Origin of the sequence: Leclercia sp. UBA7405 (assembly GCF_037152215.1) — a bacterium.
In the GTDB taxonomy this organism is placed as follows: domain Bacteria; phylum Pseudomonadota; class Gammaproteobacteria; order Enterobacterales; family Enterobacteriaceae; genus Enterobacter; species Enterobacter pneumoniae.
This window is the reverse complement of the sequence record NZ_JBBCMR010000001.1, coordinates 2,371,680-2,396,985: the sequence shown is the minus strand read 5'-3', so window position 1 is coordinate 2,396,985 and position 25,306 is coordinate 2,371,680. Positions and strand designations below refer to the sequence as shown.

Annotated in this window: 25 protein-coding genes, 6 tRNA genes and 1 other RNA gene; 18 read left to right on the top strand and 14 right to left on the bottom strand. The window is 53.7% G+C overall.

The features are described 5' to 3' along the window. Positions 1–157: 157 nt before the first annotated feature. The 10 genes from WFN75_RS11740 (at position 158) to pdxK (ending at position 8,452) form a co-directional block, all read left to right on the top strand. On the top strand, positions 158–583 hold the full coding sequence (locus tag WFN75_RS11740; protein ID WP_040074576.1) for a GNAT family acetyltransferase: 426 nt from the start codon (positions 158–160) through the stop codon (positions 581–583). Further along, positions 570–1,019 (top strand): DUF2919 domain-containing protein, encoded by a 450-nt coding sequence (locus WFN75_RS11735; RefSeq protein WP_040074577.1) that lies wholly within the window; start codon positions 570–572, stop codon positions 1,017–1,019. The genes WFN75_RS11740 and WFN75_RS11735 overlap by 14 nt, the downstream gene beginning before the upstream one ends. A gap of 62 nt (positions 1,020–1,081) precedes the next feature. After that, the gene (locus WFN75_RS11730; RefSeq protein ID WP_040074578.1) at positions 1,082–1,657 is read left to right on the top strand and encodes an RpoE-regulated lipoprotein; all 576 of its coding nucleotides are present in this window, start codon (positions 1,082–1,084) and stop codon (positions 1,655–1,657) included. 94 nt (positions 1,658–1,751) lie between these two features. After that, on the top strand, positions 1,752–2,651 hold the full coding sequence (locus tag WFN75_RS11725; protein WP_040074579.1) for a Dyp-type peroxidase: 900 nt from the start codon (positions 1,752–1,754) through the stop codon (positions 2,649–2,651). A 171-nt stretch (positions 2,652–2,822) separates the two neighbouring features. Continuing rightward, positions 2,823–3,839, top strand: coding sequence for a thiosulfate/sulfate ABC transporter substrate-binding protein CysP (cysP, locus tag WFN75_RS11720; RefSeq protein WP_212478486.1), 1,017 nt, complete (start codon positions 2,823–2,825; stop codon positions 3,837–3,839). After that, complete coding sequence (gene cysT, locus WFN75_RS11715; RefSeq protein ID WP_040074581.1) at positions 3,839–4,672, top strand: sulfate/thiosulfate ABC transporter permease CysT; 834 nt, start codon at positions 3,839–3,841, stop codon at positions 4,670–4,672. The genes cysP and cysT overlap by 1 nt, the downstream gene beginning before the upstream one ends. Further along, positions 4,672–5,547, top strand: a complete 876-nt coding sequence (gene cysW, locus WFN75_RS11710; RefSeq protein WP_046884643.1) for a sulfate/thiosulfate ABC transporter permease CysW — start codon at positions 4,672–4,674, stop codon at positions 5,545–5,547. The genes cysT and cysW overlap by 1 nt, the downstream gene beginning before the upstream one ends. Then, positions 5,537–6,631, top strand: coding sequence for a sulfate/thiosulfate ABC transporter ATP-binding protein CysA (gene cysA, locus WFN75_RS11705; protein WP_040074583.1), 1,095 nt, complete (start codon positions 5,537–5,539; stop codon positions 6,629–6,631). The genes cysW and cysA overlap by 11 nt, the downstream gene beginning before the upstream one ends. A gap of 67 nt (positions 6,632–6,698) precedes the next feature. Continuing rightward, entirely contained in the window at positions 6,699–7,610 is a 912-nt protein-coding gene (gene cysM / locus WFN75_RS11700) for a cysteine synthase CysM (protein ID WP_040074584.1), read from the top strand. Positions 7,611–7,615: 5 nt separating this feature from the next. Beyond that, positions 7,616–8,452, top strand: a complete 837-nt coding sequence (pdxK, locus tag WFN75_RS11695) for a pyridoxine/pyridoxal/pyridoxamine kinase (RefSeq protein ID WP_263616900.1) — start codon at positions 7,616–7,618, stop codon at positions 8,450–8,452. Between the two features lie 44 nt (positions 8,453–8,496). Here pdxK and crr read toward each other — a convergent pair whose 3' ends face one another. The 5 genes from crr to cysZ form a co-directional block, all read right to left on the bottom strand. Then, positions 8,497–9,006 carry a PTS glucose transporter subunit IIA gene (gene crr, locus WFN75_RS11690; protein ID WP_003861316.1) on the bottom strand — a complete coding sequence of 170 codons (510 nt, stop codon included), beginning with the start codon at positions 9,004–9,006 and terminating at the stop codon, positions 8,497–8,499. Positions 9,007–9,046: 40 nt separating this feature from the next. Further along, positions 9,047–10,774, bottom strand: a complete 1,728-nt coding sequence (gene ptsI, locus WFN75_RS11685) for a phosphoenolpyruvate-protein phosphotransferase PtsI (RefSeq protein ID WP_040074587.1) — start codon at positions 10,772–10,774, stop codon at positions 9,047–9,049. 44 nt (positions 10,775–10,818) lie between these two features. After that, on the bottom strand, positions 10,819–11,076 hold the full coding sequence (gene ptsH, locus WFN75_RS11680; protein WP_000487600.1) for a phosphocarrier protein Hpr: 258 nt from the start codon (positions 11,074–11,076) through the stop codon (positions 10,819–10,821). A gap of 379 nt (positions 11,077–11,455) precedes the next feature. Further along, entirely contained in the window at positions 11,456–12,427 is a 972-nt protein-coding gene (gene cysK, locus WFN75_RS11675) for a cysteine synthase A (RefSeq protein ID WP_046884645.1), read from the bottom strand. Positions 12,428–12,580: 153 nt separating this feature from the next. Continuing rightward, positions 12,581–13,342: a sulfate transporter CysZ gene (gene cysZ, locus WFN75_RS11670; protein WP_040074589.1), complete on the bottom strand. Its 762-nt coding sequence runs from the start codon at positions 13,340–13,342 to the stop codon at positions 12,581–12,583. Positions 13,343–13,572: 230 nt separating this feature from the next. On the opposite strand from cysZ, the gene zipA reads away from it, so the two are divergent. From zipA to WFN75_RS11655, 3 genes are all read left to right on the top strand, one after another. Continuing rightward, on the top strand, positions 13,573–14,580 hold the full coding sequence (zipA, locus tag WFN75_RS11665; RefSeq protein WP_207292178.1) for a cell division protein ZipA: 1,008 nt from the start codon (positions 13,573–13,575) through the stop codon (positions 14,578–14,580). A gap of 67 nt (positions 14,581–14,647) precedes the next feature. Further along, positions 14,648–16,663, top strand: a complete 2,016-nt coding sequence (gene ligA, locus WFN75_RS11660) for an NAD-dependent DNA ligase LigA (RefSeq protein ID WP_046884646.1) — start codon at positions 14,648–14,650, stop codon at positions 16,661–16,663. A 1-nt stretch (position 16,664) separates the two neighbouring features. Continuing rightward, complete coding sequence (locus WFN75_RS11655; RefSeq protein ID WP_263616902.1) at positions 16,665–16,880, top strand: DUF3820 family protein; 216 nt, start codon at positions 16,665–16,667, stop codon at positions 16,878–16,880. Here the strand turns inward: WFN75_RS11655 and WFN75_RS11650 are convergent. Next, on the bottom strand, positions 16,877–17,875 hold the full coding sequence (locus tag WFN75_RS11650; protein WP_046884647.1) for a bile acid:sodium symporter family protein: 999 nt from the start codon (positions 17,873–17,875) through the stop codon (positions 16,877–16,879). The two genes, WFN75_RS11655 and WFN75_RS11650, sit on opposite strands and share 4 nt — an antisense overlap. Positions 17,876–17,964: 89 nt before the next feature. Here WFN75_RS11650 and WFN75_RS11645 point away from each other — a divergent pair, with 89 nt between their 5' ends. Beyond that, on the top strand, positions 17,965–18,900 hold the full coding sequence (locus WFN75_RS11645; protein ID WP_212478491.1) for a LysR family transcriptional regulator: 936 nt from the start codon (positions 17,965–17,967) through the stop codon (positions 18,898–18,900). Here the strand turns inward: WFN75_RS11645 and WFN75_RS11640 are convergent. From WFN75_RS11640 to WFN75_RS11615, 6 genes are all read right to left on the bottom strand, one after another. Beyond that, positions 18,897–19,238 carry a FlxA-like family protein gene (locus WFN75_RS11640; RefSeq protein ID WP_040074595.1) on the bottom strand — a complete coding sequence of 114 codons (342 nt, stop codon included), beginning with the start codon at positions 19,236–19,238 and terminating at the stop codon, positions 18,897–18,899. The two genes, WFN75_RS11645 and WFN75_RS11640, sit on opposite strands and share 4 nt — an antisense overlap. Before the next feature lie 227 nt (positions 19,239–19,465). Beyond that, a non-coding RNA gene (locus WFN75_RS11635) (RtT sRNA) lies at positions 19,466–19,591 on the bottom strand. Positions 19,592–19,620: 29 nt separating this feature from the next. Next, positions 19,621–19,696: transfer RNA gene (locus WFN75_RS11630), tRNA-Lys, on the bottom strand. A gap of 4 nt (positions 19,697–19,700) precedes the next feature. Continuing rightward, positions 19,701–19,776 (bottom strand) — tRNA-Val (locus WFN75_RS11625). Between the two features lie 29 nt (positions 19,777–19,805). Then, positions 19,806–19,881 (bottom strand) — tRNA-Val (locus WFN75_RS11620). 40 nt (positions 19,882–19,921) lie between these two features. Further along, a tRNA-Val gene (locus tag WFN75_RS11615) sits at positions 19,922–19,997 on the bottom strand. A 257-nt stretch (positions 19,998–20,254) separates the two neighbouring features. On the opposite strand from WFN75_RS11615, the gene gltX reads away from it, so the two are divergent. After that, positions 20,255–21,670 (top strand): glutamate--tRNA ligase, encoded by a 1,416-nt coding sequence (gltX, locus tag WFN75_RS11610; protein ID WP_212478492.1) that lies wholly within the window; start codon positions 20,255–20,257, stop codon positions 21,668–21,670. Positions 21,671–21,715: 45 nt separating this feature from the next. Here the strand turns inward: gltX and WFN75_RS11605 are convergent, their stop codons facing one another. Next, positions 21,716–22,111 (bottom strand): YfeC-like transcriptional regulator, encoded by a 396-nt coding sequence (locus WFN75_RS11605; RefSeq protein ID WP_212478493.1) that lies wholly within the window; start codon positions 22,109–22,111, stop codon positions 21,716–21,718. Positions 22,112–22,117: 6 nt separating this feature from the next. After that, positions 22,118–22,471, bottom strand: a complete 354-nt coding sequence (locus tag WFN75_RS11600; protein WP_040074598.1) for a YfeC-like transcriptional regulator — start codon at positions 22,469–22,471, stop codon at positions 22,118–22,120. Between the two features lie 219 nt (positions 22,472–22,690). Between WFN75_RS11600 and WFN75_RS11595 the strand changes: the two genes are divergently transcribed. From WFN75_RS11595 to WFN75_RS11585, 3 genes are all read left to right on the top strand, one after another. After that, positions 22,691–22,766, top strand: a tRNA-Ala gene (locus WFN75_RS11595). A 43-nt stretch (positions 22,767–22,809) separates the two neighbouring features. After that, positions 22,810–22,885: transfer RNA gene (locus tag WFN75_RS11590), tRNA-Ala, on the top strand. A 212-nt stretch (positions 22,886–23,097) separates the two neighbouring features. Then, positions 23,098–25,287: a sensor domain-containing phosphodiesterase gene (locus WFN75_RS11585; RefSeq protein WP_263617214.1), complete on the top strand. Its 2,190-nt coding sequence runs from the start codon at positions 23,098–23,100 to the stop codon at positions 25,285–25,287. Positions 25,288–25,306: the final 19 nt, after the last annotated feature.

The following is a 25,306-nucleotide window of genomic DNA, read 5'->3' as shown; positions in this document are numbered from 1 at the left end:
TTACGACAGTCCTTGCTAATAATTGTTTTACTTTTCATTTCAATACGTGACAGAGTGACATTATGCCAAATTTTGGTGAGATTTTCCCCGAATATTGGCTCAACGCGGCGTTCGGGCGATAATCACTGTTTTTGAACCTAAAAAGGCGGCTAATACCATGGAGATACGCGTTTTTCGCCAGGCAGATTTCGAAGAGGTCATCACCCTGTGGGAGCGTTGCGATCTTCTGCGCCCCTGGAATGATCCGGAAATGGATATTGAACGTAAGCTCAATCATGACGTCAGTCTGTTCCTGGTGGCGGAAGTGAATGGCGAAGTGGTTGGCTCGGTGATGGGCGGTTACGATGGCCATCGCGGCTCTGCCTACTATCTTGGTGTGCATCCGGAGTTCCGTGGACGCGGTATTGCCAATGCGTTGCTCAACCGTCTCGAGAAGAAATTGATTGCCCGCGGCTGTCCCAAAATTCAGATCATGGTTCGCGAAGACAACGATGTGGTGCTGGGGATGTACGAACGGCTGGCTTATGAACACGCCGATGTGCTGACCCTCGGCAAGCGCCTGATAGAAGATGAAGAGTATTGAGTTTCACCCCGGCGACTACGACAGCCAGGGACGCATGCGCTTGCCGCTCTTGTTCTGGTGCGTATTGCTACTTCAGGCACGCACCTGGGTGCTCTTTGTGCTGGCAGGGGCCTCACGCGATCAGGGCAACACCCTGCTAAACCTCTTTTATCCCGATCACGATAACTTCTGGCTCGGGCTATTACCGGGCGTGCCTGCGGTGCTGGCGTTTTTGCTGAGCGGACGACGCCATCTCTGGCCCCGCCTGTGGTTCGCGCTGCGTAGTCTGCTGATTGCGGCGCAGCTCATCCTGTTGGCCTGGCAGCCCTGGCTCTGGCTGCAGGGCGAACCGTTAAGCGGCATTGGAATTACGCTGGTGATTGCGGACATCGTGGCGCTGTTATGGCTGGTCACCAATCCCCGTCTGCGCGCCTGTTTCATACCTGAGAAAGATTGAACGGCACTTTTTGCCGATGATGCACTCCAACAAGCGTTGAATTAACCAGAAAGGACCCTCTCATGAAATCGCTGCGTTTATTGATCTGCGCGCTCCCCGTTGTGTTGACGGGTTGTTCCACTCTCTCGTCGGTTAACTGGTCTGCGGCTTATCCCTGGAACTGGTTTGGCGCCTCCACCGAGGTTACCGAGGAGGGGGTAGGCAATATCACCTCCGCCACGCCGATGGAGCAGGAGGCGATCGCCTCAGCGCTAAGCAGCGATTATCGCCTGCGTAGCGGAATGAAAACCGAAAATGGCAATATCGTGCGTTATTACGAAGCGCTGAAAGATGACAAGCTGGCGCTGGTCATCAGCGGTGATAATAGTGCGGTAAAACGCGTTGAAGTTCTGGATAGCGAGATTGAAACCGACAGTGGGGTCAAAATCGGCACGCCGTTCAGTGACCTGTATCAGAAAGCATTCGGAAACTGTACCAGCGCCGTGGTAGAGGAAGGCGTTGGGGTTGAGTGTAAAGCGAAAGAGAGCCAGCACATCCGTTATCTGTTTAGCGGCAGCTGGAGCGGCCCGGAAGGGTTAATGCCTTCTGACGATACCCTGAAGAGCTGGAAAGTCAGCAAAATTATCTGGCAGCAGTAAATTGCGTCTGGACAATCTGCCTTGCTGAAAAAGCGGGTATAATCGCCGCCAACAATGCCACGCTGACGTGGCATCTTTTTTTTCAGGAGGAGCGATGTCTCAGGTTCAGAGTGGCATTTTGCCAGAGCATTGCCGCGCGGCGATTTGGATGGAAGCCAATATTAAAGGGGATGTCGATGCCCTGCGTGCGGCCAGCAAAATTTTTATCGATAAACTGGCCACTTTCCAGGCCGCATTTCCCGAGGCACATCTGGGCGCGGTCGTTGCTTTCGGGAACAACGTCTGGCGTCAGCTGAGCGGCGGTGAGGGGGCAGAAGAGCTGAAAGACTTCATCCCTTACGGGAAAGGTCTGGCACCGGCTACCCAGTATGACGTGTTGATTCATATTCTTTCCCTGCGCCATGACGTGAATTTTTCTGTTGCCCAGGCGGCGCTGGAAGCCTTTGGCGACAGCATCGAGGTGCAGGACGAGGTCCATGGTTTCCGCTGGGTTGAAGAGCGCGATCTGAGCGGCTTTGTCGACGGTACCGAAAACCCAGCCGGGGAAGAGACGCGCCGCGACGTGGCGGTCATTAAAGAGGGCGTGGACGCGGGCGGCAGTTATGTATTCGTTCAGCGCTGGGAGCATAACCTGAAGCAGCTTAACCGCATGAGCGTGCATGACCAGGAGATGATGATTGGCCGTACCAAACAGGCCAATGAAGAGATCGACGGCGACGATCGCCCGGTGACCTCTCACCTGACCCGCGTCGATCTGAAAGAAGACGGCAAAGGGCTGAAGATTGTGCGCCAGAGCCTGCCCTATGGCACGGCGAGCGGCACGCATGGCCTTTACTTCTGTGCCTACTGCGCGCGTCTCTATAACATTGAGCAGCAGTTGCTGAGTATGTTTGGTGATACTGACGGTAAGCGCGACGCGATGCTGCGCTTCACCAAACCGGTGACCGGTGGTTACTATTTCGCCCCGTCCGTCGAGCGTCTGCTGGCGTTGTAAAAGCCTTCCTTCCTCTCCCGCGGGAGAGGGCTGGGGTGCGGGCTTCAGGCCGCACCCTTATTCTCTTTTCTGCTTGTAAATCACCAAACGGTATATAAAACCGTTACTCCTTTCGTACTCGTTATAAATATTATGACCATAAGATAGTCATCACATTTATAAGGGTGCTCAATGGCCGTTACGTTACTGAAAAAAGGATATCTGACGCTGGCTGCTTCCGTGCTGCTGGTGGCGCAGGCGCAGGCAACTGAGCTGCTTAACAGCTCCTATGACGTCTCCCGCGAGCTGTTTGCCGCCCTTAACCCGCCGTTTGAACAGCAGTGGGCGAAAGAGAACAACGGAGACAAGCTGACCATTAAGCAATCCCATGCGGGTTCTTCCAAGCAAGCGCTGGCGATCCTGCAGGGTCTGAAGGCGGATGTAGTGACCTACAACCAGGTGACAGACGTGCAGATCCTGCATGACAAGGGCAAGCTGATCCCGGCCAACTGGCAAAGCCGCCTGCCCAATAACAGCTCACCGTTCTACTCCACCATGGGCTTCCTGGTGCGTAAGGGCAACCCGAAAAATATTCACGACTGGAACGATCTGGTACGTTCTGACGTGAAACTGATCTTCCCGAATCCTAAAACCTCCGGTAACGCGCGCTACACCTATCTGGCGGCCTGGGGGGCGGCAGATAACGCTGACGGTGGCGATAAAGCAAAAACCGAGCAGTTCATGACCCAGTTCCTGAAAAACGTTGAAGTGTTCGATACCGGCGGACGTGGCGCGACCACAACCTTTGCCGAACGTGGCCTGGGCGATGTGTTGATCAGCTTTGAATCGGAAGTGAACAACATCCGTAAGCAGTATGAAGCTCAGGGCTTTGAGGTCGTAATTCCGAAGACCAATATTCTGGCGGAGTTCCCGGTGGCGTGGGTAGACAAAAACGTCGAGGCCAACGGTACTGAGAAAGCGGCGAAAGCGTACCTGAACTGGCTCTACAGTCCACAGGCGCAAACCATCATTACCGATTATTACTACCGCGTGAACAACCCGGAAGTCATGGACAAACTGAAAGACAAATTCCCGCAGACGCAGCTGTTCCGTGTGGAAGAGAAGTTTGGCTCCTGGCCTGAGGTGATGAAAACGCACTTCACCAGCGGCGGCGAGTTAGACAAATTGCTGGCGGCGGGGCGTAAGTAATGTTTGCAGTCTCCTCCAGACGCGTGCTGCCGGGCTTTACTTTAAGCCTTGGGACCAGCCTGCTGTTCGTCTGTCTGATTTTATTATTACCGCTTAGCGCGCTGGCCATGCAGCTCTCCGAAATGAGCTGGGCCCAGTACTGGGAAGTGATCACTAACCCGCAGGTGGTGGCGGCTTACAAAGTAACGCTGCTCTCTGCGTTTGTCGCCTCCATTTTTAACGGCGTGTTCGGTCTGCTGATGGCGTGGATCTTAACCCGCTATCGTTTTCCGGGGCGTACGCTGCTGGATGCGCTGATGGATTTACCTTTTGCGCTGCCCACGGCGGTGGCCGGCCTGACGCTGGCCTCGCTGTTCTCGGTGAACGGTTTTTACGGCGAGTGGCTGGCAAAGTTTGATATCAAAGTGACGTATACCTGGCTCGGCATCGCGGTGGCCATGGCGTTTACCAGCATTCCTTTTGTGGTACGTACCGTACAGCCGGTGCTGGAAGAGTTAGGGCCGGAATATGAAGAAGCGGCGGAAACGCTGGGCGCGACGCGCTGGCAGAGTTTTCGCAAAGTCGTACTGCCGGAGCTCTCTCCTGCGCTGCTGGCGGGCGTAGCGCTCTCCTTCACCCGAAGCCTGGGAGAGTTTGGCGCGGTAATCTTTATTGCCGGCAACATCGCCTGGAAGACCGAAGTCACCTCGCTGATGATTTTTGTTCGCTTACAGGAGTTCGATTACCCGGCGGCGAGCGCCATCGCCTCGGTGATCCTCGCGGCATCGCTGCTGCTGCTGTTCTCAATTAACACTCTGCAAAGTCGCTTTGGGCGACGTGTGGTAGGTCACTGATGGCGGAAGTTACACAATTGAAGCGCTACGACGCACCCCGCATCAACTGGGGTAAATGGTTTTTGATTGGTACCGGGGCGGTGGTGTCTGTCTTTATCCTCGTGGTGCCAATGGTCTATATCTTTGTGCAGGCCTTCAGCAAGGGGATTATGCCCGCGCTGCAAAACCTCGCCGACCCGGACATGCTGCACGCCATCTGGCTGACGGTGATGATCGCGTTGATCACGGTTCCGGTAAATCTGGTGTTTGGCATCCTGCTGGCATGGCTGGTCACGCGCTTTAACTTCCCGGGCCGTCAGCTGCTGCTGACCTTACTGGATATCCCGTTTGCCGTTTCGCCGGTGGTGGCGGGCCTGGTGTACCTGCTCTTTTACGGCTCCAACGGCCCGCTGGGCGAATGGCTGGATGAGCACAACCTGCAGATTATGTTCTCCTGGCCGGGAATGGTGCTGGTGACCATATTTGTGACCTGTCCGTTTGTTGTCCGTGAGCTGGTGCCGGTGATGTTAAGCCAGGGCAGCCATGAAGATGAAGCCGCGGTGTTGCTGGGCGCATCCGGCTGGCAAATGTTCCGCCGAGTCACCTTGCCGAATATTCGCTGGGCATTGCTCTATGGCGTGGTACTGACCAACGCCCGCGCCATTGGCGAGTTTGGCGCTGTGTCGGTGGTCTCCGGCTCGATTCGCGGTGAAACCCTGTCACTGCCGTTACAGATTGAATTGCTGGAGCAGGACTATAACACCGTCGGCTCCTTTACCGCCGCAGCCCTGCTGACGCTGATGGCGATTTTGACCCTGTTTTTAAAGAGTGTGGTGCAGTGGCGTTTGGAAAATCAGGAAAAACGCCAGCATCAGGAGGGAAATCATGAGCATTGAGATTGCCAATATTAAGAAGTCTTTTGGTCGCACCCAGGTGCTGAACGATATCTCGCTGGATATCCCTTCCGGACAAATGGTCGCGCTGCTGGGGCCGTCCGGCTCTGGTAAAACCACGCTGCTGCGCATCATCGCCGGGCTTGAGCACCAGACCAGCGGACATATCCGCTTCCACGGTACCGACGTGAGCCGCCTGCATGCCCGCGACCGTAAGGTGGGTTTTGTGTTCCAGCACTATGCGCTGTTCCGCCATATGACGGTGTTCGATAACATCGCCTTCGGCCTTACCGTGCTGCCGCGCCGCGAACGTCCCAATGCGGCAGCCATCAAAGCGAAAGTAACCAAACTGCTGGAGATGGTGCAGCTCGCCCATCTGGCGGATCGTTTTCCCGCTCAGCTTTCCGGCGGGCAGAAGCAGCGTGTCGCCCTGGCGCGTGCGCTGGCCGTTGAACCGCAAATCCTGCTGCTGGATGAACCTTTTGGCGCACTGGACGCACAGGTGCGTAAAGAGCTGCGTCGCTGGCTGCGTCAACTGCATGAAGAGCTGCAGTTCACCAGCGTGTTCGTTACCCACGATCAGGAAGAGGCGATGGAAGTGGCCGACCGGGTGGTGGTGATGAGCCAGGGGAACATTGAACAGGTAGACGAACCAGAGCAGCTCTGGCGTGAACCGGCGACCCGTTTCGTGCTGGAGTTTATGGGCGAAGTCAACCGCCTGCATGGCACCGTGCGCGGCGGGCAGTTTCACGTCGGCGCACACCGCTGGCCGCTGGGTTATACCCCCGCGCACCAGGGGCCGGTGGATCTGTTCCTGCGTCCGTGGGAAGTGGATGTCAGTCGCCGTACCAGCCTCGACTCCCCGCTGCCGGTGCAGGTACTGGAGGCCAGCCCGAAAGGACACTATACCCAGCTGGTGGTACAACCGCTGGGCTGGTACACCGATCCCCTGACGGTAGTCATGCGCGATGAAACCCCGCCACACCGCGGTGAGCGCTTATTTGTCGGGCTACAGCATGCCCGTATCTATCACGGGAAAGCGCGTATCGAAACGCGTGGGGATCTTGCTCTGGCCGAATCTGCCTGATAGGTTAATCAGTATGTTTATCGCCCGGTGGCGCTGCGCTAGCCGGGCTTTTTATTGAGCAAAAATCGTGAACACATTAGAGCAAACCATCGGCAACACTCCTCTGGTCAGGCTTCAGCGCATGGGGCCAGCCAATGGCAGCGAAGTCTGGGTCAAACTGGAAGGCAACAATCCTGCGGGTTCGGTGAAAGACAGAGCTGCGCTGTCGATGATTGTGCAGGCCGAGTTGCGGGGCGAGATTAAGCCCGGCGACGTGCTGATTGAAGCGACCAGCGGCAACACCGGCATTGCGTTGGCGATGATCGCCGCCCTGAAAGGTTATCGCATGAAACTGCTGATGCCCGACAACATGAGCCAGGAGCGACGGGCTGCCATGCGGGCCTACGGCGCCGAGCTCATTCTGGTCACGAAGGAACAGGGGATGGAAGGGGCACGCGACCTGGCCCTTGAGATGGCCAGTCGGGGCGAGGGTAAGCTGCTGGATCAATTCAATAATCCGGATAACCCGTATGCGCATTACACCACCACTGGGCCGGAAATCTGGCAGCAGACCGGGGGGCGGATCACCCATTTTGTCTCCAGTATGGGCACCACCGGAACCATTACCGGCGTGTCGCGCTTTCTGCGCGAGCAGCCCAGCGCGGTCACGATAGTTGGCTTACAGCCGGAAGAGGGGAGCAGTATCCCGGGCATTCGTCGCTGGCCGCAGGCATATATGCCGGGCATTTATAATGCACAGCTGGTGGATCAGGTACTGGATATTCATCAGCGCGAGGCGGAAAATACGATGCGTGAGCTGGCCATGCGCGAAGGTATCTTCTGTGGCGTCAGTTCGGGTGGCGCAGTAGCCGGTGCGTTGCGTGTCGCCGCGCAACATCCGGGCGCGGTCGTAGTGGCGATTATCTGCGATCGTGGCGATCGTTATCTTTCTACGGGCGTCTTTGGTGAAGAGAGTTATTCGCAGGGTGCGGGGATTTAAGCCTCATGGAGATGATTTTATTTCGGGATAAAACCCGGGCGCAGCAGAGCGATATCGTGGCGGTACAGTCTCAGGTCGTTTATGGCAGCGTGGGTAACAGCGTTGCGGTGCCAAACATTCGCCGCCATCAGCTTACCGTCACCGCCGTTCCTACGGTGCTTTTCAGTAATACGCCACACTATGACACCTTCTACGGCGGCGTCATTCCTGACGAGTGGTTTGTCGGCTATCTGCAGGCGCTGGAAGAGCGTGACGTCCTGCGTGAACTGAAGGCAGTGACCACGGGCTATATGGGGAGCGCCAGCCAGATTGCGCTGTTGGCCAAATGGCTGAGCGCGATTAGAGCCAGCCATCCCGAACTGCTGGTGCTGGTCGATCCGGTGATCGGCGATGTGGATAGCGGGATGTACGTTAAGCCAGAGATCCCTGAAGCCTACCGCCAGTATCTGCTGCCGTTAGCGCAGGGGATTACGCCCAACGTTTTCGAACTGGAAGTGCTGAGCGGCCAGTCCTGTCGTACGCCGGAGAGCGCAATTGCGGCGGCGAAAAGTCTGCTCAGCGAGACGCTGAAGTGGGTCGCCATCACCAGCGCACCCGTTGCGGCGGATCCCGACCACATTCACGTGGTGCTGGTGACGGCCGGGGGCGTTAGCGTGAGCGCGCATCCGCGCGTGCAGGCCGATCTGAAAGGGACGGGCGATCTGTTCTGCTCAGAGTTGGTAAGCGGTATCGTACGAGGCAAGCCGGTAGCAGAGGCGATAGCGCTGGCCGGTAATCGAGTGACTGAAGTGATGGACTATACCCTGCAAAAGGGCTACGACGAGCTTATTCTCCCAGCGTAGAAACAAAAATGGCGCCCGAAGGCGCCATTTTTCTGTGTGGCAAATTACTTCTTGATGCGGATAACCGGGGTTTCGCCCACGGTGACGCTGCCAGACAGTTTGATCAGTTCTTTGATTTCGTCCATGTTGGAGATCACAACCGGCGTCAGGGTAGACTTGGCTTTCTCTTCCAGCAATGGCAGATCGAATTCAATGACCGGGTCGCCCACTTTCACACGCTGACCTTCTTCAGCGATGCGCTTGAAGCCTTCGCCTTTCAGTTCGACGGTGTCGATACCGAAGTGTACGAACAGTTCAATACCGCTATCAGATTCGATAGAAAACGCGTGGTTGGTTTCAAAAATCTTACCGATAGTACCGTCAACCGGTGCAACCATTTTGTTACCGGTCGGTTTGATAGCAATGCCATCACCAACGATTTTCTCTGCGAACACTACATCCGGCACGTCTTCGATGTTGACGATCTCGCCGGAGAGCGGAGCAACAATCTCAATAGTTCCGGAGTCTTTTTTATCATCAGAAACCAGAGATTTCAGTTTATCGAACAAACCCATGATCTTCTCCTAAGCAGTAATTTGGGCCGCATCTCGTGGATTAGCAGATTGTTTTTTCTTCAATGAACTTGTTAACCAGCGTCATTAACTCGTCCGTTGTCGGTTGAGCAAGAGCTTGCTCTGCTAATACCTTCGCATCTTCGAAGTTCGTGTTACGGATAATCTTCTTAATGCGCGGGATGGAAATGGCGCTCATAGAGAATTCGTCCAGACCCATACCCAGCAACAGAAGTGTAGCACGTTCGTCGCCTGCAAGCTCACCACACATGCCTGTCCATTTACCTTCAGCATGAGAAGCATCAATAACTTGCTTGATAAGCGTCAGTACGGACGGCGACATTGGCTGGTAGAGATGTGAAATCATATCATTACCACGGTCAACTGCCAGGGTGTACTGCGTTAAATCATTGGTACCAATACTAAAGAAGTCGACTTCTTTGGCTAAATGACGCGCAATTGTCGCCGCTGCCGGTGTTTCCACCATCACGCCCACTTCGATTGACTCGTCAAATGCCTTACCTTCGTCACGCAGTTCCTGTTTAAAGATTTCGATCTCTTTCTTCAGCGCACGCACTTCTTCAACGGAGATGATCATCGGGAACATGATGCGCAGCTTACCGAAAGCGGAGGCACGCAGAATGGCGCGAACCTGGTCACGCAGGATCTCTTTGCGATCCATGGCAATACGCACTGCACGCCAGCCCAGGAACGGGTTCTCTTCTTTCGGGAAGTTCATGTACGGCAGCTCTTTGTCGCCACCGATGTCCATGGTACGGACAATGACCGCCTGAGAGCCACAGGCTTCAGCAACGGCTTTGTATGCGGCGAACTGCTCTTCTTCAGTAGGCAGCGCGTCACGGTCCATGAACAGGAATTCAGTACGATACAGACCCACACCTTCCGCACCGTTGCGCTCAGCGCCATCGACGTCACGGACGGTACCGATGTTAGCGCAAACTTCAACCTGGTGACCATCCAGCGTGATAGCCGGCAGATCTTTCAGCTTCGCGAGTTCGGCTTTTTCGGTAGCAACCTGCTCCTGAACGGCACGCAGTTGCTCGATCTCTTCGTTAGTTGGGTTGACGTAAACTTTGTTGTTTACGGCATCCAGAATCAGATAGTCGTTGTTTTTCACCTGAGTGGTGACGCTACCGGTGCCCACAATGGCTGGCAGCTCCAGAGAACGCGCCATAATTGAGGTGTGGGAGGTACGTCCGCCCGCATCGGTGATGAAACCCAGCACCTTGTTCAGGTTCAGCTGTGCGGTTTCAGACGGGGTGAGGTCAGCAGCAACCAGAATAACTTCGTCCTGAATGGAGCTCAGGTCGATGATTGCCAGACCCAGGATGTTGCGCAGCAGGCGCTTACCGATGTCACGTACGTCAGCCGCACGCTCTTTCAGGTACTCATCATCCAGTTCTTCCAGGGCGGTTGCCTGGCCTTCGATAACTTCATGCGCAGCCGCGTCGGCCGTCATGCCCTTATCTTTAATCAGGGCTATGATTTCCTGCTCCAGCTCCTCATCTTCGAGCAGCATGATATGCCCTTCGAAGATGGCTTCTTTTTCTTCGCCAAAAGTTTCACCAGCTTTTGTTTTGATCGCTTCCAGCTGCGCAGATGCTTTTGCACGACCGCTCAGAAAACGTTCAACTTCCTGATCAACCTTGTCGGCAGAAACTTTTTTCCGGTCGATGACGATCTCGTCTTCCTTCAGCAGCAGTGCGTTGCCGAAAGCGATACCCGGGGATGCTAAAATGCCTGAAATCATAACCCTACCTTACTTGTGACTGATATTGAAAAGAACCCGGATACTTACTCGAGCTCAGCCATCAGTTTTACCAGATGCTCAACTGCTTTCTGCTCGTCTTCGCCTTCAGCGGAGATGGTGACGACGGTACCCTGAGTCAGGCCCAGAGTTTGCAGTTTAAACAGGCTTTTTGCGCTGGCGCTTTTGCCGTTGGAAGTCACAGTGATCTCAGAAGTGAAGCCTTTTGCTTCTTTAACAAACTGAGCAGCAGGGCGGGTGTGCAGACCGTTCGGAGCGGTAATGGTAACTTCTTGCTGGAACATTGTATTTCCCCAACTTATAGGTTTAGTGTTGTGGAACTAAAGTCTAGCCTGGCGGCTCCACTTTAGCCTGTATTGTTAGCACCGACTTAAGGGTACGCGGTATACGTTAGCGCATGACGTAACCTGGTGCCTGCATGTCTTGCAACTGACGCTTCGTCACATTAAACATTATGCCGTGGAAGCAAGACTTGAACCAAATCATAAAATCGATTCAGCAGCGTGATTTCGTGCGTTGATTAATTTCGCGCATCAAAATAATTGCCAGCTTAAATACCAGAGCTAACAGGGTGAAGCAATGCCGATAGAGGCAAAAGTTTGACGTGGGCCACAAAAAAGCACCCATAAGGGTGCTTTTTTACGCGTTATTTACATTCTGGCATTACTGTTGCAGTTCTTTCTCAGTAAAGAGATCGGCAAACAGGGCCGTACTTAAATAACGCTCACCCGAAGACGGCAGAATAACCACGATATTCTTGTTGGTAAAGGTTTCATCTTCAAGCAATTTTAACGCAGCGGCCACGGCGGCACCAGAGGAGATACCCGCCAGAATACCCTCTTCTTCCATCAGGCGGCGTGCGGTAGAAATCGCTTCGTCGTTACTGATGGCCACCACTTTATCGATAAGCTTCAAATCCAGGTTACCCGGGATAAAGCCCGCTCCAATGCCCTGAATTTTGTGCGGGCCTGGTTTTAACTCTTCACCTGCCAGTGCCTGGGCAATGACCGGGGAATCTGTTGGCTCGACGGCGACGGTAATCAGATCTTTTTTGCCCTTCGTGCCTTTAATATAACGGCTTACGCCCGTCAGCGTACCGCCGGTACCCACACCGGAGATAAACACATCGACCTGGCCGTCAGTATCTTCCCAGATTTCCGGACCGGTGGTTTTCTCGTGAATTTCCGGGTTTGCCGGGTTGCTGAACTGCTGAAGCAGCAGATATTTAGCCGGATCGCTGGCAACAATTTCTTCTGCTTTCTGGATGGCACCTTTCATCCCTTTGGCACCTTCGGTCAGCACCAGATTCGCCCCCAGCGCTTTCAGCAGCTTGCGGCGTTCGATACTCATGGTTTCAGGCATGGTTAACGTCAGTTTATAACCACGCGCCGCGGCGACGTAGGCCAGAGCAATACCGGTGTTCCCGCTGGTTGGTTCAACCAGTTCAACGCCCGCTTTCAACACGCCACGTTTTTCCGCATCCCAAATCATGTTGGCACCGATACGGCATTTCACGCTGAAGCTCGGGTTACGTGATTCGACCTTCGCCAGGATGCGTCCATTACCGATACGGTTCAGTCGAACCAGGGGCGTATGACCGATAGTCAGCGAGTTATCTTCAAAAATCTTACTCATGGCCTGTCCTTAACTGTATGAAATTGGGATACCGACCCAGCATACCTGCTGAATAAGTATGGGGAAGTAAGGAATTCGCATATCTATATGCTACAAGGAAATAATGGGGATCAGTATGGAATAAGGAGTGATATAAGCCACTCCTTTTTGACCTTATTTCCACAAAGCATGTTTCGGACGGTAGCAGTCCACCCACATGGCGGTCGCGCCACAGACGGCGACGGGCATAATAAAGAGGTTAAGCAGCGGGATCATCGTAAAGAGGCTCGTCAATGCACCAAACTGCATGTTGGCAACCTTTTGCGAACGAAGGGCCGTGCGCATCTCTTTAAAAGGCACTTTATGGTTGTCGAAGGGGTAGTCGCAGTATTGAATCGCCAGCATCCAGGCGCTAAACAAGAACCAGAGCACCGGGGCCACGGTTTGTCCGATACCGGGGATAAAATAGAGAATCAGCAGCACCACGGCACGGGGGAGGTACCAGGCGAGCTTTTGCCACTCGCGTTTCATGATGCGCGGCAGATCTTTCATGATGCCCAGGATGCCGGTATCGGGCGGCGTTGCGCCGGTGAGGCGCGCTTCGAGCTGTTCGGCCAGCAGACCGTTAAACGGCGCCGCAATCCAGTTCGCCAGGGTTGAGAAAAAGTAGCCAAAGACCAGTAACACGGAAATGACTGCAATAGGCCATAACAGATAGCTCAGCCATTGCAGCCAGTCGGGTACATGACTCATCAATGATGGGATCCAGCTATCGAGCTGATGAAACAGCCACCAGAATGCGCCCCCCATCAGTAAGATATTGATCACCAGTGGCAGGATCACAAAACGGCGGATGCCTGGCAGGGAGACCAGCTTCCAGCCCTGTGAAAAGTACCAGACGCCACTGCGAGGGGAGGTAGAATTTGATGAAACCATAACCAGGTTGAGCTCCTTTTATCGCAACCAGTGAAATTGCCTGCCTATATTAGCCAGTTGCACGCTGTTGACCAGTTCGGAAATGTTCGAAAAAACAGCAAAAAGCACGATTTAATTCATCTTTATGGGGTGAATGCTCTGCATCCACTTGCACTTGACGTAATCGGCAAATACTCTTAGTGAGTAAATGTTTGCCGTGGTGGCAAGGTGTTAGAACAACAGAGAATATAATGATGCAGGATTTGCGTCTGATATTAATCATTGTTGGCGCGATCGCCATACTCGCTTTACTGGTGCACGGTTTCTGGACCAGCCGTAAAGAGCGTTCCTCTATGTTTCGCGATCGCCCACTAAAGCGCATGAAGTCTCAACGTGACGATGAAAACGATGATGACGACATGGAATCTGAAGACGAAGGCGTGGGTGAAGTTCGCGTTCATCGTACTCACAGTGCGCCCGGCGCAGGCTTTGGGGAGCACGAAGCCCCCCGTCCTTCGCAGCACCAGTACCAGCCGCCGTATGCCTCTGCTCAGCCGCGCCCCGCTAAGCCGGCACCGGTAGAAGCGCCTGTTCATCAGACGCAGCAGCCTGTACAGACTCAGCCGGAGGCTCCGCAACCCGCAGCACAGCAGCCTGTGCATCAACCGCAGCCTGTGCATCAGCCTCAGCCTGTGCAACAGCAGCCTGTCCATCAGCCGCAGCCTGTGCAACAGCCACTGCAGCCAGAGCCGCAGCCTGTTCAGGTACAGCAGCCTACGCCAGTGGTTGAGCCAGAGCCGGTTGTGGTTGAAGAGCCCGTGGTAGAAAAACCGCAGCGTAAAGAGACGGTCATCGTCATGAACGTCGCTGCGCATCATGGGACATGGTTAAACGGTGATGTATTACTGAACAGTATTCAGCAGGCCGGTTTCAAGTTTGGCGATATGAATATCTTCCATCGTCATCTGAGTCCGGACGGCAGCGGCCCAGCCCTCTTTAGCCTGGCCAATATGGTGAATCCGGGGACCTTTGACCCTGAAATGACCGGTGATTTCACTACGCCCGGCGTCACAATCTTTATGCAGGTGCCCTCTTACGGTGATGAAGTGCAAAACTTTAAGCTGATGCTGCAGTCCGCTCAGCATATCGCCGATGAAGTGGGTGGGGTGGTACTTGACGATCAGCGTCGCATGATGACGCCGCAGAAGCTGCGTGAGTATCAGGACCGTATCCGCGAAGTTAAGGAAGCAAACGCCTAAGCCTGGCGTTCGTTTCATCCCTTATCAACCCCCGCCTGTCGGGGGTTTTTCTCATTGATGGTGCGACATGGACTCTATCGAACAACAACTCACTGAACTGCGAACCACGCTTCGCCATCATGAATACCTGTATCACGTGATGGATGCCCCGGAAATCCCGGACGCGGAGTACGATCGCCTGCTGCGCCAACTGCGCGATCTCGAAGCGCAGCATCCAGAGCTGATTACGCCGGACTCGCCGACCCAGCGCGTGGGTGCCACGCCGCTGACGGCGTTTACTCAGGTACGTCATGAAGTGCCGATGCTGTCCCTGGATAACGTTTTTGATGAAGAGAGCTTCCTCGCCTTTAATAAACGCGTGCAAGACCGCTTAAAAAGCGTGGATGTACTGACCTGGTGCTGTGAGCTTAAGCTCGATGGCCTGGCGGTGAGCTTGCTGTATGAGAACGGTGTGCTGGTACGTGCCGCCACCCGCGGCGATGGCACTACCGGTGAAGATATCACCACAAACGTCCGCACCATTCGCGCCATTCCGCTGAAGCTGCACGGTGACAACATCCCTGCGCGGCTGGAAGTGCGCGGAGAAGTGTTCCTGCCGCAGGCCGGGTTTGAAAAAATTAACGACGACGCTCGCCGTACGGGTGGAAAAGTCTTCGCCAACCCCCGTAACGCTGCGGCTGGTTCATTGCGCCAGCTGGACCCGCGTATCACCGCGAAGCGACCACTTACTTTCTTCTGTTATGGGGTGGGAATACTGGAGGGCGGTGAACTGCCGGATACCCATCTGGGACGTTTACTCCAGTTTAAAGAGTGGGGCCTGCCGGTGAGCAACCGCGTGCAGCTTTGCGATTCTCCCGAAGCCGTGCTGGCGTTCTACCGCAAGGTTGAAGAGGACCGCCCAACGCTCGGCTTCGATATTGATGGCGTGGTGATCAAGGTCAACTCGCTCGCGTTACAGGAGCAGCTTGGCTTTGTGGCGCGCGCTCCGCGCTGGGCAGTGGCTTTCAAATTCCCGGCACAGGAACAGCTGACCGTTGTTCGGGACGTCGAGTTCCAGGTAGGACGTACCGGCGCAATCACGCCGGTGGCGCGCCTTGAGCCCGTCCAGGTGGCTGGCGTGCTGGTGAGCAACGCCACGCTACATAATGCCGATGAAATCGCGCGCCTGGGTCTGCGCATTGGCGACAAAGTGGTCATACGGCGCGCAGGGGACGTTATTCCGCAGGTCGTTAACGTGGTGGAGTCCGAGCGACCGGCCGATACCCGCGCTATCGTCTTCCCCTCCCACTGTCCGGTGTGCGGCTCTGATGTGGAGCGTGTGGAAGGTGAGGCCGTTACCCGCTGCACCGGCGGATTGATCTGCGGTGCGCAGCGTAAAGAGGCGCTGAAGCACTTTGTCTCCCGCCGCGCCATGGATGTGGACGGCATGGGTGACAAAATTATCGATCAACTGGTCGAGAAAGAGTACGTCCATAACCCAGCCGATCTGTTCAGGCTGACCGCCGGTAAGCTGACGGGCCTTGATCGTATGGGACCTAAATCGGCGCAGAATGTGGTCAACGCTCTGGAAGCCGCGAAACAGACTACCTTTGCCCGCTTCCTCTATGCACTGGGGATCCGTGAAGTGGGTGAAGCGACGGCAGCCGGGCTGGCGGCCTACTTCGGTACCCTGGAGGCGCTTGAAAAAGCCAGCATTGACGAACTACAAAAGGTGCCGGATGTCGGTATTGTGGTTGCGACACACGTCTTCAACTTCTTTGCTGAAGAGAGCAACCGCGAGGTGATTGGCAACCTGCTGGCAGAGGGCATTCAATGGCCTGCGCCAGTGGTGGTCAATGCCGAGGAGATCGACAGTCCGTTTGCGGGTAAAACCGTGGTATTGACGGGCAGCCTTAGCCAGCTTTCACGTGATGATGCGAAAGCGCGTCTGGTGGCACTGGGGGCGAAAGTGGCGGGTAGCGTCTCAAAGAAAACCGATCTGGTGATCGCCGGCGAAGCGGCAGGCTCAAAACTGGCGAAAGCGCAGGAGCTTGGCATTGACGTTATCGACGAAGATGAAATGATGCGTCTGCTGGGAGAGTAACGTGGAGAAGGAACAGCTTGTTGAGATTGCCAATACAGAGATGCCATTCGGTAAATATCAAGGCCGCAGGCTGATTGATTTGCCGGAAGAGTATCTGCTGTGGTTTGCCCGTAAAGATGAATTCCCTGCCGGGCGACTGGGTGAGCTGATGGCTATCACGTTACTGATCAAAACAGAGGGGCTGACCCAGCTGGTTCAGCCCCTGAAACGCCCTTAAGCCTTCGCGGCGCGGGTCTCTTCCTGCGCCTGCAACTTCTCGGTCTGCTGTTTATAACGGCGCGCCAGCACTGCGCAGAGCATCAGCTGCAATTGATGGAAGATCATCAGCGGCAGCACCATCATCCCTATTGCCGCTGTCGGGAAGAGGATATTGGCCATCGGGATACCGTTCGCCAGGCTCTTTTTCGACCCACAGAAGACAATAGTGATCTCATCCGCTTTATTGAAGCCGAAGCGGCGGGCGGCAAACACGTTGATGCCAATAATTATCGCCAGCAGCACCAGGCTTACCACCACGATAAACAGCAACGAACCCACGCCCACTTTATGCCAGATACCGTTGACTACCGCTTCACTAAAGGCGGAGTAGACCACCAGCAGAATGGAAGTCTGGTCAGTTTTAGAGATCCACTTCTTGTGTTTTGCCACAAAGGCGGCAGTCCAGGGGCGGGAAAGATGTCCCAGCACAAATGGCAGCAGCAGTTGCAGCATGATTTTACCCACCTGCTCGAGGCTGCCTTCTGCGCCGTGCAGATTCATGACCAGCCCTACCAGCAATGGCGATACGAAGATCCCCAATAGGCTTGAGGCCGACGCCGAACAGACCGCAGCCGCAACGTTACCCCCTGCAAGTGAGGTAAAGGCAATGGCGGACTGGACGGTGGCAGGCAGAATGCACAGATAAAGGAAGCCGCTATAGAGCGCCGGATCTACGTTAACGGGGGCCCACCAGGCAAAGAGCACGCCCAGCACAGGGAAGATAACGAAAGTGCTACACATCACCCAGAGGTGTAGCCGCCAGTGGCTACCGCCCGCAATAATTGCTTCGCGCGACAGCTTTGCGCCATGCATAAAGAACAACAGCGCGATAGCGGCGGTGGTCAGCCCTTCAAAGAAGGGGACAAAACCGCCCCTCGCCGGGAAGAAAGAGGCGAGTAATACGGTGACCACCAGCGTTAACGTAAATGGATCAAGAATCTTTAAAATTTTCATAACCACTCCTGAAAACAGATGCTGCTATTGTGCTTTTATCCGTTTGAGAAATAAAATTGATTTATTGCATCTATTCATGAGTAAAACAGATGAATTACTCCCTGCGTCAACTTCGTGTTTTTGTCACCGTCGCACAGGCGAAAAGCTTTAGCCGCGCCGGGGAGATAATTGGGTTGAGCCAGTCTGCTGTAAGTCATAGCGTGAAAGAGCTGGAACAGCAAACGGGCGTGCGCCTGCTGGACAGAACCACGCGTGAGGTGATACTCACCGAGGCGGGGCAGCAGCTGGCCGCGCGGCTGGCGCGTTTGTTAGATGAGCTTTCGAGCACGCTTCGCGATGTAGGAAGGGTAGGGCAGCAGCTTTCAGGCACGGTACGTGTAGCCGCCAGTCAGACCATTTCGGCGCATTTGATTCCACACTGTATCGCGCAAAGTAATCAATGTTACCCCGATATCAATTTTGTGCTGCATGATCGGCCCCAACAGTGGGTGCTGGAAAGTATTCGTCAGGGAGAGGTAGATTTCGGCATCGTTATCGATCCTGGCCCGGTAAGCGACCTTGAGTGTGAAGTCGTGCTCTCGGAGCCATTCTTGCTGCTTTGTCGTAACGATAGCCCGCTGGCAGCGCAGACGAGCGTGACGTGGCAAGCGCTGGAAGGGGCAAAACTGGTGTTGCAGGACTATGCCTCAGGAAGCCGACCGCTGATCGATGCCGCCCTTGCGGACCAGCAGGTGAATGCCACCATAGTCCAGGAAATTGGACATCCTGCGACGCTCTTCCCGATGGTTGAAGCCGGGATTGGTATCAGCGTTCTCCCGGCTCTGGCTCTGCCTTTACCGCAGGGGAGCCAGCTCACGGTGAAACGATTTACGCCTGCAGTCGAGCGTAAGTTAATGCTGGTGCGGCGTAAAAATCGTTCGCTTTCTGGCGCGGCGCAGGCGATCTGGGAGGTGGTGCGCATCCAGGCTGAACAGCTCACACAAGCCCGTATGCGCGATCCCTTGTTTAACTCTGAGGCGCGTTAAACGTAAATATCAATTTCGTGCTCATCGGAAGGTTTGTTTACGCCTTCCACTTTAGCTTGCGCCTGTTCTTGTTTTTGTTTTGCCTCTTCAGCCTGACGACGTAGCAGCATCTGCAGTTGTGCCTGCAGGCCGTCAATCTGCGCTTTCAGTATCTCTTGTTGCTCCTTTTTTTCTTCGGGAGTGCCGCTTCCCAGAGCAATATCCTTAAATTTCTGGCTCAGTTCAGAAATTTGGGCCGTGATACGACTGATTTGCCCAGCAATGCTGTTATCGCTTGAGCCGCTTTTACTGTTACTGCTGGTCTGTATTGATGGGGTTGATGCCTGAATTGTAGTCATATAAAGATCTCTTGCCGGAAATCCCTTTTATCGGCATAAGTTCGCCTCTACTTGAGATCACCTGCCAGAAATGACAGGTAACAAGGCGAAAGGTTATTGGCATGTAAATCTTCGGTTGAGCGATTGATAAAGACGATAGAGAAAGGGGAGTTACCGGAGGTGGGCAAGGGCATAGAGCGTTCAAATCTCAGATAGCAAAAAAGCGCCTTTAGGGCGCTTTTTTACATTGGTGGGTCGTGCAGGATGACTCGCTTCGCTCGCCCTTCGGGCCGTCGCCGTAAACGGCTCCGGTGCCTCACTGCGTTCGGCTCGAGCCTGCTGCAGGTTCGAATCTTTCAAATCGCAGATAGCAAAAAAGCGCCTTTAGGGCGCTTTTTTACATTGGTGGGTCGTGCAGGATTCGAACCTGCGACCAATTGATTAAAAGTCAACTGCTCTACCAACTGAGCTAACGACCCGAAATGGTGGGCGATGACGGGCTCGAACCGCCGACCCCCTCCGTGTAAAGGAGATGCTCTACCAACTGAGCTAATCGCCCATTTCGGAACTGCTGCGATAAGGTGAGAATGGTGGGCGATGACGGGCTCGAACCGCCGACCCCCTCCGTGTAAAGGAGATGCTCTACCAACTGAGCTAATCGCCCAATCTCAATTCTTATCTACACTGCGAGCCATCGAAGTAGATGGTGGGTGATGACGGGCTCGAACCGCCGACCCCCTCCGTGTAAAGGAGATGCTCTACCAACTGAGCTAATCACCCCCGCTGTGTGGAGTCGCATTATAGGGAGAGTTGAAAATGAGTCAACGCCTTTTCTAAAGATTTTGTTTGTTCGTCGTAAAATTAGGCAAAACGATCGCAAAACGCGCCAGGCAGCATGATTTCTATACAAAAATGGCAAAGGTGGCGGTTCCGGCTGCAACAAGATTGAGGATTCAGGCTGGAGTGATAGAATATTGCCCACTCTCATTTCCAGGATATGCCGGTTGTCGGCATCTTTATTACTGTAAGGCCACTTCATGAAAATCAAAACTCGCTTCGCGCCAAGCCCTACCGGCTATCTGCACGTCGGCGGTGCGCGTACTGCTCTCTATTCCTGGCTTTTTGCGCGTCACAACGGCGGTGATTTCGTTCTGCGTATCGAAGATACCGACCTTGAGCGTTCTACGCCGGAAGCAATTGAAGCCATCATGGATGGCATGAACTGGCTGAATCTGGAGTGGGATGAAGGCCCTTACTTCCAGACCAAACGTTTTGACCGCTATAACGCCGTTATCGATGAGATGCTGGAAGCGGGCACCGCCTACAAATGCTACTGCTCTAAAGAGCGTCTTGAGGCGCTGCGTGAGTCGCAGATGGCAAATAATGAAAAGCCGCGTTACGACGGCCGCTGCCGCCACGGTCATGAGCACCACGCAGATGATGAACCTTGCGTAGTGCGTTTCGCCAACCCGGAAGAGGGCTCGGTGATCTTCGACGATCAGATCCGTGGTCCGATTGAGTTCAGTAACCTGGAGCTTGATGACCTGATCATCCGTCGTACCGATGGCTCACCAACCTATAATTTCTGCGTAGTCGTTGATGACTGGGATATGGAGATTACCCACGTGATCCGTGGTGAAGATCATATCAATAACACGCCACGTCAGATCAACATCCTCAAGGCGCTGAACGCACCGGTACCGGTCTATGCGCATGTCTCCATGATCAACGGTGACGACGGCAAAAAACTGTCGAAACGTCATGGTGCCGTTAGCGTGATGCAGTACCGCGACGATGGTTATCTGCCGGAAGCCCTGCTGAACTATCTGGTGCGTCTGGGCTGGTCTAATGGCGATCAGGAAATTTTCAGCCGTGAAGAGATGATTAAGCTTTTCTCTTTGGGCGCGGTGAGCAAATCGGCCAGTGCATTCAATACTGATAAGCTGCTGTGGCTGAACCATCACTACATCAATACGATGCAGCCAGAATACGTTGCAACCTATCTGCAATGGCATATTGAGCAGGCTAACATCGACACCCGCAATGGCCCGCAGCTGGCTGAGCTGGTGAAACTGCTCGGCGAGCGCTGCAAAACGCTGAAAGAAATTGCCGAAAGCTGCCGCTATTTCTATGAAGATTTCGAGCAGTTTGATGCAGATGCGGCGAAGAAACACCTGCGTCCGGTTGCGCGTCAGCCTCTGGAAGTGGTTCGCGATAAACTGGCTGCCCTTACCGACTGGAGCGCTGAAGCTGTGCATAATGCCATTCAGGCGACTGCCGATGAACTGGAAGTGGGGATGGGTAAAGTGGGCATGCCGCTGCGCGTAGCCGTTACCGGTGCGGGTCAGTCTCCGGCGCTGGACGTTACCGTACACGCAATTGGCAAATCACGCAGCGTGGCGCGTATCAATAAAGCGCTGGGCTATATCGCCGAGCGCGAAAGCCAGCAGTAATCTCGTCAGGATGTAAAAACGGCAGGGTCAAGCCTGCCGTTTTTTTTATGTCCCGCTTGCCTGCAGATTGAGGCGGGTGAGAAAACCTTTTATCCCTTCCCGTGCCAACAGCAATGCCAGACGTTCTTGCTCATCTGCCGTCATCTTCTCTAGCGCATCGGTAATTTGCCGTAAAACAGCAGTGGGTCTGTTATCACCATATGGAGGGATACTTTCCGCCAGTTGGTAGAGCGCTTGACGTTTACGGATCGCCGGAATATTCATGATGTGTTTACGCACCTGAGCATCAATATAGACCAGGCGAGCGCGTCCACCTTTGACCCCGTTAATCCCTTCTGTTTTCCAGCCGTTTTTACGTATCCAGCGATTCACGGTCTGCCTGGCAACACCCAGACTATCCGCCAGCTCCTCGGTGGTCATTTTGCTGCGTAAGCTTTTCATAAGCGTTTAATCACGTATCCCTAAGCGTTGTAACAATCCCGAGATCCCTTCCCGGAGTAATAAAGAGGAGAGCTGTTTCTGCTCTTTTGGTGTCATCTCATTTGCCAGCGTCAGGAGCAGGGCAGAGAGCGAGTTGTCTCCGGCTATTTCTGGTAAGGTCGCGGCGTCGGGTGCCCTGCGTGCGCTGCGGATAAAATCGCGAACTTTATCGTTCACATGCACCAGGCGTGCTTTTCCACCCTGTACGCCAGGCTTTGGCGACGTTGCCCAGCCCTCTTTGCGCACCCATTTATTGATGGTTTGTCGACTGTAGCCAGTGAGTCGGGCCAACTCCTCCGGCGTCATTCTTTCCTTGATCATGCCATTTCCAGAGAATTACCAGGGTTAATTGAGGTTTCATCTTATAGCATCATTTAACGTCAAAACGTGACAAGTATAACTACAGGCTGCGAGTCTCCTCGCAATGTGGTTCATTTGCCTGATTTTTCGGCGATCAATCACTGACGGCTGAATTTGCCGTTGACACTCCGCAGCGGAATTCATATGATGCCGCCCGTCAACACGACAAGCTTTACGTATGGGGCTATAGCTCAGCTGGGAGAGCGCCTGCATGGCATGCAGGAGGTCAGCGGTTCGATCCCGCTTAGCTCCACCAAACTCTGAACCCAACAGAGTGAGGTTCGTATAAGCAACGCGTTGGGGCTATAGCTCAGCTGGGAGAGCGCCTGCATGGCATGCAGGAGGTCAGCGGTTCGATCCCGCTTAGCTCCACCAAAATTTAGACCCTCGTCGAAAGACGGGGGTTTTTTTATGCCTATGTAACATCTATTCGCACTTTTTGTTGCCAGAAATAATGCTTTCTATACCTTGACTCAATCTATATCAATAAACAGGTCTCTAAATAGACTTGAACTTGATTCGCGCAATTAATAAACCTATTATCCATCCGGTCAATGAGGCAAACGGTTAATAGATTATTTAATTTAATGAACAGAAAAGCTTACAATAATGTAAAGATATTTATAACAGCGCTGACGCTATGTCTGATTACTGTGCCCTTTTCCCGATATCTTTCTCCGCGCGCTATGGTAAATGGGCATGATGTCTATTTAGCATGGCTACCGTTAAGCGTTATGCTGGCGGTTATACTGTTATTTGGTCGTCGGGCGATTATTCCTGTTCTTTTAAGTTTTATTGCTACTAACATATTAAGCGTAAGTTTAGCACCGCTACAACATGCTGTATTATTGTTTTGTCAGACTTTTTCGGTGTTTGCCGTCTGTGGCATGATGCGTCTCATGCTAGGCAAGCGCTGGCGCTACCGCGTGCCCAACAAATATGTCGGGTTACGTATTTTCTGGCTCGGTTTTATGGTGCCGATAGGTATCAAATTATCGATGTATCTTGCTGGTTATCTATTTCTTTTCCCGGTAACAATATCGACATTTTTCGGCGAGGGAACGGCAATATATAACGTTGTGGATATTCAGAGCCTGATTTGTGCAGCGTTAATTTTTACCATGATGTTCTATTATCCGTTAAGAATGATAATTAATCCCCGCTACGCCAGAACGTTCTGGCTACAGAGCGTGAAGCCCGTCTTTTTTCACAAAAAATCGTTATATATCGTCATTTGGTTACTGCTTTTAATTCTCATTATCGCCATTTTATGTGCTCCCGTAGAGTCACCCATCATTGCGGGATATTTAATGCCGATTATTTTTATCCTCTTTACGTTAGGTATTAGTCGCCTGAGCTATGCGCTTATCTCGCTGTTCTGGGCTGCAACCGCGCTTCTGCTGTTAACCTACAATTACAACTTTCTTACAGGGGTCGAGTCGGGCCATTCTCTCTCCTTCATCCTTTCTGTACTGATCTCTTTTGCGATCTGTTTACTCTATATGTCGAAGATCTACCAGCGAAGTGAATGGCTTAAGCAGGGCTGGCAGGAGAGGGCGCTCACCGATCCGCTTACCGGTTTACCTAACATTCGCGCACTGGAAGACTTTCTACAAATCCACCCTGGCGCGAAACTTTGTTGCCTGCGCATGGATAATCTCGAGTTTCTAAGTCGCCATTACGGCATTCTTATGCGGGTTCATTGCAAACGCAGGATCACCGCATCGTTACAGCCGTTACTGCAAAAGGACGAGACGCTATTCCAGCTACCCGGAAGTGAGCTGGTACTGGCGTTGCTGGGGCCGGGGACGGCCGAGCGACTGCAGCATATGGTCGACCGACTCAACAGCCGTAAAATTGTCTGGAACAACACCGGGCTGGATATTGAATTTGGCGCCTCGTGGGGAGAGGTTGAGAATGGTGAACATCTGCATCATACGCTGGGGCAACTGAGCTGGCTGGCTGAGCAATCCTGTGCCGCGCATAATGTGCTGGCGCTCACCAACAGGATTGAAGATGCCTCCGGCCAAACCACCGACAGGGTATTGCTGCTGGGCCGCATTAAACGCGCTCTTGAAGAGGGGGGCTTACATCTTTACGCCCAGGCGATACGGGATGCTGAGGGGAAAGGTTACTATGAAATTCTCTCACGTCTGGAGAGTGAAGGTGAGATTATCACCCCCGATCGCTTCATTCCGCTGATTGCCCAATTTAACCTGAGCCATCGCTTTGATCTTAACGTCGTTGAGAATCTGCTCATTTGGCTACGCCAGCACCCCGTGACGGATGCCGGGACACGGTTTTCCGTCAATCTGCTGCCGATGACGCTGATGCAGCAAGAGGTGGCTGCAGAGATCATCGGCCTCTTTGAGCGTTACGGGGTGGCCCCGCAGACCGTCGTCATCGAGATAACCGAAGAGCAGGCTTTTTCGAACTCCGGAAGCAGCATCAAAAATATCCAGCAGCTCAGGGACTACGGTTTCCGCATTGCGATTGATGACTTTGGGTCAGGTTACGCCAACTATGAGCGTCTTAAGCGCCTGGAGGCAGACATCATTAAGATCGATGGCTGTTTTGTGAAAGATATCTGTACCGACAATATGGATGCCATGATTGTGCAATCTATTTGCAATCTGGCAAAAACGAAAGCGCTTTCTGTGGTAGCTGAATATGTGGAAACGCCTGAGCAGCGCGACATGCTGCTGCGTTTCGGTGTGGACTATCTTCAGGGCTATTTGATAGGCAAACCGATGCCTTTAGCGGAATTACAGGGATAAAAAAACCGGGAGCATTTGC